The organism is Agromyces zhanjiangensis (assembly GCF_040496055.1).
In the GTDB taxonomy this organism is placed as follows: domain Bacteria; phylum Actinomycetota; class Actinomycetes; order Actinomycetales; family Microbacteriaceae; genus Agromyces; species Agromyces zhanjiangensis.
In genome coordinates this window covers 164,984-178,751 of record NZ_JBEPKB010000001.1, presented here as the reverse complement: position 1 = coordinate 178,751, position 13,768 = coordinate 164,984, and the positions used below count along the sequence as shown (strand labels likewise).

At 73.0% G+C, this 13,768-nt stretch carries 14 protein-coding genes; 5 read left to right on the top strand and 9 right to left on the bottom strand.

From position 1 onward, the window contains the following. Positions 1-8 precede the first annotated feature (8 nt). The gene (locus ABME02_RS00820) at positions 9-1,265 is read right to left on the bottom strand and encodes an MFS transporter (protein WP_353813817.1); all 1,257 of its coding nucleotides are present in this window, start codon (positions 1,263-1,265) and stop codon (positions 9-11) included. A 167-nt stretch (positions 1,266-1,432) separates the two neighbouring features. Here ABME02_RS00820 and ABME02_RS00815 point away from each other — a divergent pair, with 167 nt between their 5' ends. Further along, on the top strand, positions 1,433-1,939 hold the full coding sequence (locus ABME02_RS00815) for a MarR family winged helix-turn-helix transcriptional regulator (protein ID WP_154347045.1): 507 nt from the start codon (positions 1,433-1,435) through the stop codon (positions 1,937-1,939). A gap of 66 nt (positions 1,940-2,005) precedes the next feature. Here the strand turns inward: ABME02_RS00815 and ABME02_RS00810 are convergent, their stop codons facing one another. From ABME02_RS00810 to ABME02_RS00780, 7 genes are all read right to left on the bottom strand, one after another. Continuing rightward, entirely contained in the window at positions 2,006-2,488 is a 483-nt protein-coding gene (locus ABME02_RS00810) for an SRPBCC family protein (RefSeq protein WP_353813361.1), read from the bottom strand. Beyond that, positions 2,488-2,802 (bottom strand): hypothetical protein, encoded by a 315-nt coding sequence (locus ABME02_RS00805; protein ID WP_353813360.1) that lies wholly within the window; start codon positions 2,800-2,802, stop codon positions 2,488-2,490. The genes ABME02_RS00810 and ABME02_RS00805 overlap by 1 nt, the downstream gene beginning before the upstream one ends. Positions 2,803-2,905: 103 nt before the next feature. Further along, a complete protein-coding gene (locus ABME02_RS00800; protein WP_353813359.1) occupies positions 2,906-3,301 on the bottom strand; it encodes a RidA family protein in 396 nt (131 codons plus the stop codon). A 107-nt stretch (positions 3,302-3,408) separates the two neighbouring features. Beyond that, entirely contained in the window at positions 3,409-5,835 is a 2,427-nt protein-coding gene (locus ABME02_RS00795; protein WP_353813358.1) for a beta-xylosidase/alpha-l-arabinosidase, read from the bottom strand. Continuing rightward, positions 5,832-6,731: a carbohydrate ABC transporter permease gene (locus ABME02_RS00790; protein ID WP_353813357.1), complete on the bottom strand. Its 900-nt coding sequence runs from the start codon at positions 6,729-6,731 to the stop codon at positions 5,832-5,834. Before ABME02_RS00790 ends, ABME02_RS00795 begins: the two co-directional genes overlap by 4 nt. Position 6,732: 1 nt before the next feature. Continuing rightward, complete coding sequence (locus ABME02_RS00785) at positions 6,733-7,731, bottom strand: carbohydrate ABC transporter permease (RefSeq protein WP_353813356.1); 999 nt, start codon at positions 7,729-7,731, stop codon at positions 6,733-6,735. Then, positions 7,731-9,026 (bottom strand): ABC transporter substrate-binding protein, encoded by a 1,296-nt coding sequence (locus tag ABME02_RS00780; RefSeq protein WP_353813355.1) that lies wholly within the window; start codon positions 9,024-9,026, stop codon positions 7,731-7,733. Before ABME02_RS00780 ends, ABME02_RS00785 begins: the two co-directional genes overlap by 1 nt. On the opposite strand from ABME02_RS00780, the gene ABME02_RS00775 reads away from it, so the two are divergent. The 4 genes from ABME02_RS00775 (at position 9,007) to ABME02_RS00760 (ending at position 12,810) form a co-directional block, all read left to right on the top strand. Beyond that, positions 9,007-9,174 (top strand): hypothetical protein, encoded by a 168-nt coding sequence (locus ABME02_RS00775; RefSeq protein WP_353813354.1) that lies wholly within the window; start codon positions 9,007-9,009, stop codon positions 9,172-9,174. The genes ABME02_RS00780 and ABME02_RS00775 overlap by 20 nt on opposite strands. Next, positions 9,171-10,361 (top strand): ROK family protein, encoded by a 1,191-nt coding sequence (locus ABME02_RS00770; RefSeq protein WP_436408222.1) that lies wholly within the window; start codon positions 9,171-9,173, stop codon positions 10,359-10,361. Before ABME02_RS00775 ends, ABME02_RS00770 begins: the two co-directional genes overlap by 4 nt. A 228-nt stretch (positions 10,362-10,589) precedes the next feature. Further along, complete coding sequence (locus tag ABME02_RS00765; protein ID WP_353813352.1) at positions 10,590-11,861, top strand: multidrug effflux MFS transporter; 1,272 nt, start codon at positions 10,590-10,592, stop codon at positions 11,859-11,861. Positions 11,862-12,006: 145 nt separating this feature from the next. Then, positions 12,007-12,810 carry a phosphatase PAP2 family protein gene (locus tag ABME02_RS00760; RefSeq protein ID WP_353813351.1) on the top strand — a complete coding sequence of 268 codons (804 nt, stop codon included), beginning with the start codon at positions 12,007-12,009 and terminating at the stop codon, positions 12,808-12,810. A 106-nt stretch (positions 12,811-12,916) separates the two neighbouring features. Here the strand turns inward: ABME02_RS00760 and xdhC are convergent, their stop codons facing one another. After that, entirely contained in the window at positions 12,917-13,762 is an 846-nt protein-coding gene (gene xdhC, locus ABME02_RS00755) for a xanthine dehydrogenase accessory protein XdhC (protein ID WP_353813350.1), read from the bottom strand. Positions 13,763-13,768: the final 6 nt, after the last annotated feature.

The following is a 13,768-nucleotide window of genomic DNA, read 5'->3' as shown; positions in this document are numbered from 1 at the left end:
AGGCGGGCTCACACGCCGCCGGCGACCGGGATCGGCCGGGTCAGCGGCGGCTCCGCCGCGCGCCGCGACGCGACGAGCGCGCGGTGCACGCGCCACGCGGCGAACACCGCGACCACGCTCACCCCGAGGTGCATCCAGAGGAACCCGTCGACGAGGCCCGCGCCGAGCAGGACGCCCGCGACGAGCGGTCCGGCCGCGGTGAACGCGGTCTGCAGCGCCGCCATGGTGCCGAGCGTCTGCCCGACCATGCCCTTCGGCGCGAGCGATGCGGTGAGGGGGTTCAGGACGGGGCTGTAGATCGTCTCGCCGACCGCGAAGACGCCGTAGGTCATGACGAAGATCGCCGCGGCGAGGCCGGGGGCGAGCTGCGCCGCCGACAGTCCGAGCCACGCGATCACCCAGATCGCGCCGACGCCCATGAGCAGCACGGGCGCGCTGCGCTTGGCGGTGAGGCGCACCATGACGACCTGGATCGCCACGATCACGAGGCAGTTCACGGCTGCCGCGGTGCCGATGACGGTCGGGTCGACGCCGAGCACGGTGATGCCGTACGCGGGCAGCCCCGCCTCGAACTGCGCGTAGAAGCCGAGCGCGAGGGTGATGGTCACGATCGCGGTCCAACGCAGCGCCGGGGTGGCGAAGATGATGCGCAGGATGCCGCGCGAACGCGCCTCGACGGCCGCGATCGAGCCGGTCGGGTCGCTCGCGAAGTCGACCGGCACCGGGGCGCCGCGACCGGCGATCGCGATGATGGCGGACGACACGGCGAACCCGGCGGCGGCCATGAGGAAGCCGACGTCGAGGCCGTCGTGCCGGTCGAGGTCGACGAGCAGCCCGGCGATGAAGGCGCCGGCGGCCATGCCGAGGGCCTCGCCCGTGAACTTGTAGGCGAACACCTTCCGTCGGTCGCCGCTCGAGGACCACTGCAGCGCGAGCACCTGCTTCGCGGGTGCGGCCGCCGAGAGGCCCATCCCGAACACGAGCATGCCCGCGAGGAAGGCGCCGGGCTCGTCGGCGATGATGAGCGACCCCGCCGCAGCGGCACCGACCACCTGGGCGACGACGGCGACCCGGACCGCCGGGAACCGGTCGCTCAGCCGACCCGCGAGCGGCGCGGCGACGAGGGCGCCGACCGAGAACAGCGATGCGGCGCCGGCCGCGACGAGTGCGCCCCAGTCCCTCGTCTCCGCGGCATAGGCGTACTGGTAGGGCAGGATCCCGCCCCATCCCAGAGAACCGATGCTCGAAGCGAGGACGAGCAGCATCGCGCGCACGGGCGCACCTTCCTTTCACGTGGTCGATCGTCGAGCGATCGATGGGGGATGCCGCGGCCGGTCGCCGCGTTGACAACGGCGGCCTGCACGTGGTTTCGGTGTCGAATATTTCGATATCGAAATCTTAGCAACCGAAAGAGGTGTGCGAGAATTCCCGCATGGCGAGACGCGGGCCGAGTGCGGCCGAGCAGCACCGCAGGGCCGTCGCGGCCTACGTGGCCGCGGGCGGCGAGGAGTCGGTGCAGCGCGTGATCACCGCCGTGCAGAGCCTCTCGAAGAAGCTCGACCAGTGGTACGCCAGGCAGCTCGCCGACCTCGACGTCACGGCGGGGGAGTGGGCGGTCGTCGCCACGCTCGCGAAGGACGGCGGCGCGCTCACGCCGAGCCAGCTCGCCGACCTCACGAACGTCGCACCCTCGTCGATGACGCATCGGCTCGACAAGCTCGTCGATCGGGGCCTGGTCGAGCGGACGCCCGACGCCGAGAACCGCACGCGGATCCTCGTGCGGCTCACCGACGGCGGGTGGGAGCTGTTCAGCCTGGCGATCCGCAGCTCCGACGTCGTCGAGTCCGACGTGCTGCAGGACCTCGGCGACGCCGAGCGCGGTGAGCTCGCGCGCCTGCTCGAGGTCGTGATCGCGCGCCTCGACGACATCGAGGCGTAGCGGCCGGCGCAGTCCGCGCCGACCTGCCCCATGGTCGCGCGGGCCGCACGCCGGGGCCGGGTCGGCTCAGACGGGATCGGGCATCGCGCCGCCGGACGCCACGTGGTCGAGGATCGTCGTGCGCCACTCCCCGAGGTAGTCCGTATAGCCGTCGGCGAATCGAGCGAGGTCGGCTCCGGCATCCGGCGTCAGCGCCGTCAGGTCGTACGTGACCCGCACGAGGCACCCGTCGTCGGCGTCGGCGAGATCGACCGTCACGGTGCCCGCGGTCCAGCCCTCGGCGACCCGCGCGTACCGTACCGACCGGCCCGGTTCGCAGTCGAGGACCACCCAGGTCGTCGGGCGGCCGTCGTCGCCGCTCGTCTGCCACACGGTGCCGACCTCGAGGTCGTCCGCACCCTCGACGAAGAACCGGGGCGCCCATCCGGGCACCCAGAGCTCCTCGCCGCGCGCGGTGAAGAGCCGGAACGCCTCGCGTCGCGACAGCGGCAGCTCGAACGCGCCGTGCAGGACGGCGCGAGCACCGTCTCCCGGGTTCGACGCACCCATCACCGCTCGGCCTCCTCGGCGCTCGGGAAGCGCCAGCGGTGCGGTCGGTCGGCGATCCGGTCGCCGCGGAGGCGACGGTCGACGTAGAGCATCACGAGCCCGGCGGCGATGAGTGCGGCGCCGAGCGGTGCGAGCGTCGTCCGCGCGATCGCGAGGACGAACTCGACCACGACGGTGGCCGCGCTCCACTCCGCCGTGTTCACGCCCCACCAGGCCGTGAGCGCGTGCGGCGCGGCCGCGACGAGCGCGCCACCGGCCGACGCGATGGCGACGCCCCACCAGATCACCGTTCTCGGCATGGACTCCGTGCTCATCGCTCTCCTCGTCGCTCCGTCGCGTGCACGGCCACGCTATCGCGCGCGCATGCGCCGATCGGGCGACGATCGGGATCGGACCCGATGACGTCGATCGGCCCCATCACCCGGCGGTCGGGATCGCGGCGATCGCGTCGATCTCGACCAGGGCGCCCGGCCGCGCGGGGGCGACCGAGAGCACGGTGACCGCCGTCCGGTGCGACCCCCACACGGCTGCGCTCGCGGCGAAGCCGTCGGCCGGATCGATGCCCGGCGCGAGGTGGATCGTGAGCTTCACCACGTGCTCGGGCCCGGTGCCCGCGGCCGAGAGCACCGCGAGCACGTTGCGGAGCGCCTGCTCGGTCTGCGCTCGGAGGCCCTTCAGCAGGGTGCCCGAGGCATCCGTGCCGTTCTGGCCGCCGACGAAGAGCAGCGGCCCGGCCGGAGCGATCATCCCCTGCGCGAAGGCCGGGCTCGTGGCGAGTCCGGCCGGGTCGACCGGCGTGACGTGGGTGCTCATGCGAGGCTCCTCTCGGGTCGCTCCGAGTCTCCCTCCCGCATCCGACACCACGCCGGTCGCCCCGCCGATCGGCCTCGGTCGCGGCTCCAGACTCGGCGGTCAGCCGGTCACGGGAGCACCCGGTCGATCGCGACCGTCGGGTGCAGCGCCCGTCGGTGGTCGACGACGCGGGTGGGACCATCCAGCCGCACGGCGTGCGCGTGCACCAGGTCGCTGCTCGACCGTCCCACCGAGAGCACGAGCTCGCCCGGCTCGACGATCCGCTCGCCGGTGCGCGACGTGAACGACGCGAGGTCGGCGGGCACCGTGAACCGCACCTCGGCGGCGGCGCCCGGCGGCAGGTCGACGCGCGCGAAGCCCACGAGACGCTGCACGGGCCGCACGACCGATGCGACCGGGTCGTGCAGGTAGAGCTGCACGACCTCGACACCCCGACGCTCGCCGGAGTTGCGCACCCGCAGTCGCACGGTGGTCGCACCGTCCGTCCCGATCGACGCCTCGTCGCCCGCGAACGACGACCAGTCGAACGCGGCGTACCCCAGCCCGTGACCGAACGGGAACGCCGCGGTCGGATCGATGTTCGAGACATCGCTGGCGCGCGCGAGCGGCGGCGCGAGGTAGGTCGTGGGCTGCGCGCCGGGCGACGCCGGGATCGACACCGGCAGGCGCCCGCTCGGGTTCACGCGGCCGCTCAGCACGCCGGCGATCGCGCCCGCGCCCTCCTCGCCCGCGAAGAAGGCCTGCACGATGCCCGCCGACTCCGACGCGCCGCGCCCCAGCGCATAGGGGCGCCCGGCGAGCATCGTCAGCACCGCCGGCGTGCCGGAGTCGAGCACCGCGTCGACGAGCGCCTGCTGCGCTCCCGGGAGCGCGAGCGACTCGGCATCGCAGCCCTCGCCGCTCGTGCCGCGGCCGAAGAGCCCTGCGCGGTCGCCGAGCGCGAGCACGACGACGTCGGCGGTCGACGCCAGCTCGACCGCCTCGGCGATGCCGTCGGTCTCCCCGCCGTCCACGCTCGTGCCGACCACGTGCCGGACCTCGCTGCCGCGGAACTCGGCGCGGAGCGCGTCGAGCAGCGTCGGGATCCGGATGCCGATCGCGACGCCCGGGTGCTGCGTCACGACGTGCGTCGGGAACGAGTAGCAGCCGAGCATCGCGTACGGGTCGTCGGCGTTCGGGCCGATCACCGCGATGACCGGCGGCGCCTCGAGCGGAAGCGTGCCGTCGTTGCGCACCAGCACCACGGCGCGCTCGGCGAGCTCGCGCGCGAGCGCGCGGTTGCCGGGCGGGTCGAGGTCGATCCGGCCGCGCAGCCGCTCGGCGTGCGACGCGTCGGCGTCCGCGAGGTCCGCGTCGGCGAGGCCGAGCCCGGCGAGCGCGGCCGGCACGGGCGTCCAGTCGGCGTCGAGCAGCCCGAGCTGGACCTTCTGCCGCAGCACCCGCCGCAGCGCCGTGTCGATGAGCCCGACGTCCACCGCGCCGGCCTCCACGGCCGCGCGCAGCGGCTCGCCGAACGCCTTCACGGTCGGGAGCTCGACGTCGAGCCCCGCCTCGAGTGCCGCGGCTGCGGCATCCGCCCAGGTGTCGGCGACGCCGTGCAGCAGCTTCAGGAACGCCACCGCGAAGTAGTCCGCGACGACCGTGCCGTCGAAGCCCCACGTCTCGCGCAGCAGTTCCGTGAGCAGCCGCCGGTCCGCGGCCGACGGCACGCCGTCGAGGTCGGAGTACGAGTTCATGACGCTGCGCGCACCGCCCTCGCGCACCGCCATCTCGAACGGCGGCAGGAGCACGTCGCCGAGCTCGCGCGGCCCGATCGAGACGGGCGCGAGGTTGCGTCCGGCCTTCGAGGCCGAGTAGCCGACGAAGTGCTTCAGGGTCGCGACGACGCCGGACGCCTCGAGTCCGCGCACGTACGCGGTGCCCACCGTCGCCACGAGGTACGGGTCCTCGCCGATGGTCTCCTCGACGCGGCCCCAGCGCGCGTCGCGGACGACGTCGAGCACGGGCGCGAGGCCCTGGTGCACGCCCACCACGCGCAGGTCGGCGCCGATCCGGCGTGCCATCCGCTCGACCAGTGCCGGGTCGAACGACGCACCCCACGACAGCGGCACCGGGTACGCGGTCGCGCCCCACGCCGCGAAGCCGGCGAGGCACTCCTCGTGCGCGACCGCTGGGATGCCGAGGCGGTTCGCGTCGGCGATGCGCCGCTGCATGCGCGCGAGGGAGAGCGCGCCGACCGCCGCGTCGACGGGTGCCGTGCCGAACGGGCGCGTCACCTGGCCGAGCCCGGAGGGCAGCAGGGCGTCGAGGTCGACGTCGTCGTTCAGGTCGTGCTGGTGCGGCGCGACGTCGCCGCCGCCGTCGTCGGCTGCGCCGACCCACACGCCGTAGAGCTGGGCGAGCTTCTCGTCGAGCGTCATCTCGGCCATGAGGGCCGCCACGCGCTCGTCGATGGGACGCGCGGCGTCGCGCCACGCGGCATCCGTCGCCTGCGTCGTCCCGCCGAGCGGGGCCATGCCGTCGAGCGCGGTCATCCCTTCACCGCCCCCTGCAGGCCTCCGACGATGCGGCGTTCGGCGACGAGGAAGAACGCGAGCGCCGGGATCATCGCGAGCGACGTGTACGCGAGCACCGCCGCCGTGTCCTGCGAGTACTGCGTCGAGAACTGCGTCACCCCGAGCGGCAGCGGCCACAGCTCCTGCGGGAGCGTGCCTGTCGAGATCACGAGCAGCGGCAGCAGGTAGCCGTTCCAGCTGCCGACGAAGGCGAGCACGCCGACCGTCACGAGCCCGGGCATCGAGAGGGGCAGGAGGATCCGCCAGAAGAACCCGATGCGGCTCGTCCCGTCGATGGACGCCGCCTCCTCGAGCTCGTCCGGGATGGCGCGGAGGAACGGCACGAGGATGATGATCGTCGTCGGCAGCGCGAACGCGATCGACGGGATGATGACCCCGAGGTACGACCCGTGCAGGCCGAGCGTGCGCAGCAGCAGCGTGAGCGGCAGCGCGGCGACCGTGAGCGGGAACATGAGCCCGGCGGTGAAGAGCGTGTAGAGCCCCTGGCGTCCGCGGAAGTCGTAGCGCGCGATCACGAACGCCGCCATAATGCCGACGATGACGACGCCGGCGGTCGTGCCGGCGGCGAGGATGACGCTCGCGAGCACGTTGCCCCAGAACCGCTCGGAGACGAGCACGCTCGCCCAGTTCTGCAGGGTCCACGGGTCGGGCAGGCCCGCCGGGTCGGCGTTCAGGTCGGCGGTGGTGCGGAACCCGCCGAGGAAGACGTAGAGCACCGGGCCGATGGCGACGGCGGCGACGACGAGGGCAACGAGGTACACGAACGGCTGGCCCCAGTCGATGCCGCGCCCGGCGCCGCGCCGGGGGAGCTCGGACGGCGGGCGGCCGGTGGTGATGGCGGTGGTCTCGGCCATGTCAGCGCACTCCTCGGGTGACGGCGCCGGCGAGGTCGCGGCGGAGGGCCAGGCGCTGGTAGATGAGCGCGACGGCGAGCGAGATGAAGAAGAGGATGACGGCGATGGCGCTGCCGTAGCCCGGCTGGCCGGCGAACTGGCCCTGCTGGACCATGTAGGTCGCCATGGTCTCGGTGGCCATCCCGCGCACGGTCGGTGCGACGGTGACCCAGACCATGTCGAACAGCTGGAGTGCGCCGATCATGGACAGGAACGCCCAGATGCGGATCGTCGGGCCGAGCAGCGGGATCGTGATGTGCCGCTGGATCTGCCACCAGCTGGCGCCGTCGATCGCGGCCGCCTCGGCGAGTTCCTCGGGCACGCCCTGCAGTCCGGCGAGCATGAGGATGATCGCGAAGCCGAGGTACTTCCACGTGAGGATCCAGAAGAGGGTCCACAGGGCGATGCTCGGATCGGCGAGCCAGTTCTGCTGGAGGAACCCGAGCCCGAGCGCCTCCAGCATGGCGTTGACGCCGCCCGAGGGCTGCAGCAGGAGCTTCCACGCGAGGCCCGCGATGACCTCGGCGAGCACGTAGGGGACGAAGATCAGGAGGCGGAGCGCGGTCCGGCCGCGGAGCGGGCGGTTCAGCAGCAGCGCGATGCCGATCGCGAGCGGGCCCTGGATGAGCAGCGACGCGAACAGGATGATGAAGTTGTTGCCGATCGCGCGGACGAACTCGGGGGAGTCGAACGCGCGCTGGTAGTTGGCGAGGCCGACGAACCGCTCCGGCTCGGCGAGCTGCTCCCACCGGAAGGCCGGCGGAAGGTTGTAGAGGCTGTACACCGCGGCGAGGATCACGGGCAGGATCACGAAGCCGAGGAACAGGATCAGGGCGGGGCCCACGAGCAGGACGATCTCGACGCGCTGCCGCGTCGCGCTGGATCGCGGTCGCCGTGGTTCCGGCGTCGGGGCCGGGCCCGCGGTGGTCGCGGGCCCGGCCGGCTGGAGCGTCGCAGTCATCAGAGCGTCGCCGCAGCGTCCTGCATCTTCGTGACGATCTCATCGGGCGTGCCGGAGCCGCCGAAGAGGTTGACGATGCCGTCGTTCATGGCGTTGCCGACGGTCGTGCCGAAGGCGGTGTCGAGCCAGAGCTGGACGAACGAGGAGGCCGCGAGGCCCTCGGCGACGAGCGTCAGGTTCGGGTCCTCGAGCGAGCTCGTGGCGGAGGGGACCGTGGGGATGCCCGCGCCGCTCGCGGCGAACTTCGCCTGGACGTCCGCGCTCATGATGAACTCGAGCAGTTCGGCGCACTCGGGCGGCGCCTCGGCGGAGCAGGCGAAGCCGTCGCCGCCGCCGAGTGCCGCCGTCGGGTCGCCGGCCGCGCCCTCGATGCCGGGGAAGGGGAACCAGCCGAGGAACTCGGGCACCTGCTGGTCGGGCGTCAGCCCGCCGATCACTCCGGCGTTCCAGTGGCCCATGAGCTCCATGGCCGCCTGGCCGTTGGCGACGAGGCCGGCCGAGCTGCCGGCGCCCTGCTGGGCGGGCGTTCCGAGGAAGCCCTCCTGGAACGGGTCGATGCCGAGGAAGTCCTCGAGCTGCTCGCCCGCCTCGACCCAGCAGTCGTCGCTGAAGTCGAACTCGGTCTCGGCGGCCTGCAGCGACTCGGGGGAGCAGGAGTGCAGTGCGAACTGGTACCACCAATGCGCCGCGGGCCACTTGTCGCCGGCGCCGACGGCGATCGGCGTGATGCCGGCCTCGCGGAGCGCGCCGACGTCGTCGATCAGCTCGTCGAGCGTGGTGGGCGGTGCGTCGATTCCAGCCTCGTCGAAGAGGTCGGTGTTGTACCAGAAGCCCTCTATGCCGAACGTGAAGGGGATGCCGTAGGTGGTGCCCTCGACCTGCCACGGGTTCACCGTCGCGCCCACGCTGTCGATCGTGTCGGGGATCACGTCGTCGAGCGGCATCAGGTAGCCGTTCTCGACCTGGTCGCGGAGCTCGCCGCCCGGCCAGACCTGGAAGAGGTCGGGCGGGTCGCCCGCCGCGAGCGCGTTGGGGATGAGCGTGCGCTGCAGGTCCTCGTTCTGGTAGCCGGTCTGCTCGACGGTGACGCCGGGGTGGGACTCCTCGAACTCCGTGGCGACCTCCTCCCAGACCTCGGGGAGCGGGCCGGTCGTGCCGTTGTGCCACCAGGTGAGGGTGACCTCGCCCTCGCCGCCCTCGTCGCCACCGCCGCCGGCGCAGCCGGTGAGCGAGGCGACGGCGAGCCCGGTCGCCGCGGCGAAGGTGACGAGCCGCGTGGTGCTGCGTCTGTTCATCATCGAACCTCTCGAAAATTTCGACGACAACGTCGAAAGTGATCTGGACGTGATGAATATACGCCCGAGCAGTTTTGCGGTCAAGCGCAACATATTCGGCGATGCGGCATCCGTTTCCGCCGCGGCGAACCTAGAGTGGTGCGCGTGACCGACCGCAACGGCAGCACCGGGAGCTTCGACGGGGTGCATCGCCGCAACCTCGCGAGGATCCTCGGGCTCGCGCACCTCGAGGGCCCGCTCTCCCGCGCGCGCATCACCGCGCTCACGGGACTCAACCGCTCGACCGTCGCCTCGCTCGCCGGCGAGCTCATCGAGCTCGGCCTGGTCGAGGAGCGCGCGCCCGATCCGACGAACCGGGTCGGACGCCCGTCGCCGGTCGTCGCCGCACATCCCGGCGTCGTCGCCGTCGCCGTGAACCCCGAGGTCGATGCGGTCACCCTCGCCGCCGTCGGGCTGGGCGGCCGCATCGACGCGCGCGAGCGCATCGAGGTCGAGGACCTCGTGACGCCCGAGCGCACCGCGCTCCTCATCGCCGACGCGATCCGTCGGTGGCGCGAGGGCGACCTCGCCCACGCGAGGTTCGCGGGCGTCGGGCTCGCCGTCCCGGGACTCGTGCGCGCCTCCGACGGGCTCGTCCGATTCGCACCCCACCTCGAATGGCGTGACGCGCCGGTGCGCGAGTTCGTCGAGGAGGCCACCGGCCTGCCGGCCTCGGTCGGCAACGACGCGAGCCTCGGTGCGCTCGCCGAGCACCTGTTCGGTGCCGGGCGCGGCGTCGACGACCTCGTCTACCTCAACGGCGGCGCGAGCGGCATCGGCGGCGGGCTCGTGGTGCACGGGCGGGCCGTCGGCGGCCACAGCGGCTACGCGGGGGAGTTCGGGCAGAACCGGCCGGGCATCGCCGCGGTCGAGGACCGCCGCGCCGGCGGCGGCGTGCTCGAGGACGAGGTCGGTCGGGCCAGGCTGCTCGAGGCGGTGGGGCTGCGGTCGGCCGACGAGCCCACGCTCGCGAGCGCCATCCGTTCGGCCCTCGACGCCGGGTCCCCGGCGATCGCCGCCGAGCTCGATCGCCAGCGCCGGATCCTCGCCACGGCGCTCGCGAACGCCGTGAACGTGCTGAATCCGTCGCTCGTGATCCTCGGCGGGTTCCTCGCGACGCTCGCCGAGCAGGACCCCGATGCCCTGCGCGCCGCGGTCGCCGGCCAGGCCATGCCCGCCGCGATGGAGGACGTCGAGGTCGTCGTCGCCGCGCTCGGCGAGGATCGCCTCATGATCGGCGCCGCCGAGCTCGCGTTCGCGAGGCTCCTGGACGACCCGCTCTCGGTCGCCGGCTGACCGTTGCCGAGGCCCGCGAGCGGAATCCGAATGCGGCTCGGCTTGCGTCACCGGGGGGTCGAGGCGTTAGAATCGAACCTCAGTCGAATCGATTCGAGGCCACGACGGCCGAGATCGCTCCCGACGGCGCCCCACGGGGCGCCGTTCCTGTTCGCCCGGCGCCCGACGGCGTGCGCCAGCACAGCCGCCTCCGCACGACCGCACTCACGCACGCCTCGGGAACCGCCTATGTCAACCGCCTCCATCCCCATCGTCCGACCGGACGACTACTCAGCTCCCCGCCACCCCGGCGACCTGCTCAGCCGCCGCCAGCGGCTCGTCTACGTGCTGGTGCTCGGCGCGCTCACGGCGCTCGGCCCGTTCACGGTCGACCTCTACCTGCCGGCGTTCCCGGCACTCGAGTCCGAGTTCGGCGTCGGCGCCGCCGCCGTGCAGATCACGCTCACGGGCACCATGATCGGCTTCGGCCTCGGCCAGCTCATCGTCGGCCCGTGGAGCGACAAGGTCGGGCGGCGGCTCCCGCTGATCCTCGCGACGGCGCTGCACATCGCCGCGTCGATCGCGGCCGCGCTCGCGCCCGACATCGCCTGGCTCGCCTTCTTCCGCCTCATGCAGGGCTTCGGCGCCGCCGCTGGCGGCGTGGTCGCGATGGCCATGGTCCGCGACCTCTTCGGCGGCAAGCCGCTCGTGCGCATGCTCTCGCGACTCGCGCTCGTCAACGGCCTCGCGCCGGTGCTCGCGCCCGTCATCGGCTCGCAGCTGCTCGCCTTCATGGACTGGCGCGGCGTCTTCTGGGTGCTCGCCGGCTACGCCGTGGTCGTCGTGCTCTCGGTCGCGTTCCTGATCGTCGAGACCCTCCCCGAGTCCCGCCGCCACGTGGCCGGGCACTCGTCGATGCGCGAGCGCTACCGAGCGCTGTTCCGCGACCGCATCTACCTCGGTGCCGCGATCATCGGCGGCATGACGTTCACGGGCCTGTTCTCGTACCTGACGACCTCATCGTTCCTGTTCCAGCAGGTGTACGCGTTCAGCGCCCAGGAGTTCGGGCTGCTCTTCGCCGTGAACTCGGTCGGCGTCATCATCGGCGTGCAGACCTCCTCGCGCCTCATCCGCGGACCCATCCCGCCGCAGTACGTGCTCGCGGGCACGACCATCGTGCATGCGGCGATGGCGATCGCGATCATCGTGCTCGACTCGTCGGGCGCCGGGTTCTGGGGCACCGCGATCCCGCTGTGGATCTACATCACCGCGTGCGGCTTCAGCTTCCCCGCCGTGCAGGTGCTCGCGCTCGCCCACCACGGCGCCGAGGCCGGCACCGCCGCGTCGCTGCTCGGCGCGCTGAACTTCGGCCTCGCAGGCGTGATCTCGCCGCTCATCGGCCTGTTCGGCGTCGACAGCGCCGTGCCGATGGCCGCGTTCATGCTGGGTGCCGCGCTCGTCGCGATCGCCTCGGTGTGGCTGCTCGTCCGGCCGAAGACGGTGCCCGCGCTCTCCGACTGACCCGAGGCGAGGGGCGGATGCCGCGTGCCGCATGCCGGCCGCGGCATCCTCTCGTCGCACGGCCGCTCGGGCCGGTCGGCGCGGGGTCCGAGCCACGCGGCACCGGTGCACCGGCGGTCGGCACCGTCGCGACTAGCGTGGCGTCATGAGCGAACCCGACCGGACCGCGCCCGACCTCGACTCGACGGTCGAGGGCCGCGGCCCCGTCAGCGCCCCCGACGTCAGCCTCGACCCGGGCACCCGGGAGGAGCGCACCGAGCACGTCGGCAGGTTCGTGCCGTTCGCCGCGGGGATCGCCTCGCTCGTCATCGCCGTGGTGCTCGGCATCGTCATCCTGTTCCGCGCGGGCACCGTCTTCGAGATCGACGAGGAGTGGGCCGAGGACATCTTCATGCTCCGCGGGCCGATCGGCGACGTCTTCGCCTTCGGCATGAACGCCCTCGGCGGCGGCATCCTCGGGGTGTTCGTCGTGCCGATCACGATCGCCGTGATCCTGCTGGTCGTCCGACGGCCCTGGGCGGCGCTCTACTTCGTCACGGCGTCGGCGTTCAGCGCCCTCGTGGTGCAGGTGCTGAAGAACCTGTTCGGGCGGGCCCGTCCCGAGGACATCATCGTGCTCTCGGACTTCGGCTCGTTCCCGTCCGGGCACGTCGCGAACGCCGCGACGATCGCCGTGACGATCGGCATCATCGTGCCGCGCGGCTGGGTCTGGTTCTGGGGCGCCGTGTACACGGTGCTGATGGCGATCAGCCGCACGTACCTCGGCGCCCACTGGATCACCGACACCATCGGGGGCGCCCTGGTCGGCGCCGGCGCCGCGCTCCTCGTCTGGACGCTCTTCGCCCAGCGGATCGAGCGCGAGCGGCTCGCCCGCGCGGCCGCGATCGCGGAGCACAACCGCGCCGTCGCGCAGTCGCACGTCACGCCGCCCGCGCGTCCGCGCGCATAGCGGGGGCGTGCCGTCCGCGACGGTTCGGGAGGAGATCTCGCCCGGCGCCCGGCGTGTCGCGGGTCGACACGCGCGGTCGGCCCCGGAAGCTCCTCCCGAGCGGGGTTCAGGGACGGCGGACCACGGCGGGCGCGGCGGCCTCCTGCTCGACGCGCTGCAGCAGCTCGGCGGCGACGCTCACGGCGATCGCGGCGGGCTCCTTCGAGCGGATGCCGTCGATGCCGATCGGGGTCTCGATCCGGGCGAGCGCCGCCCCGTCGTGGCCCGCCGAGGCGAGCTGCGCGCGGAAGCGCGCCCACTTCGATCGCGAGCCGATCAGCCCGATCGTGGCGAGGCCGGGCGTGCGCAGCGCGGCGTCGCAGATCGCGAGGTCCTCGGCGTGGTCGTGCGTCATGACGAGCACGTGAGAACCCGTCGGCAGGTCGGCGAGTGCCGCCTCGGGCACGGGCAGGTGGTGGACCCGGATCGTGGCGACCGCATCGGCGAAGGGCCCAGTGACGCCGGACTCGCCGATGCGCTCCGGCGCGAGCATCGCCTCGCGCGAGTCGACGAGGTCGAGTTCGAGCCGATGCCGCGACAGGATCCGTGCGAGCTCGAGCCCGACGTGACCCAGGCCGAAGATCGCGACCGCCGGGACGACCGGCAGGGGTTCCAGCAGCATCGTGACCTCTCCTCCGCAGCACTGCACGCCGTAGTCGACGGCGGCGCGGTCGCTCAGCGTGAGCGTCAGCAGTTCGGGCTCCGCGGCCCCGGCGCCGAGCATCTCGCGCGCCCGCGCGAGCGCCGTCTGCTCGAGGTTGCCGCCGCCGACCGTGCCGACGACCTCGTCTGGCGCGACGACCATCTTCGCCCCGCCGTTGCGCGGCGCGTGGCCCCGCACCATCGCGAGGGTCACGAGCACGGCCGGCGTGCGCGCGGCCCGGAGGCGCTGCACGGCGTCGACCCAGTCCATCGGCAC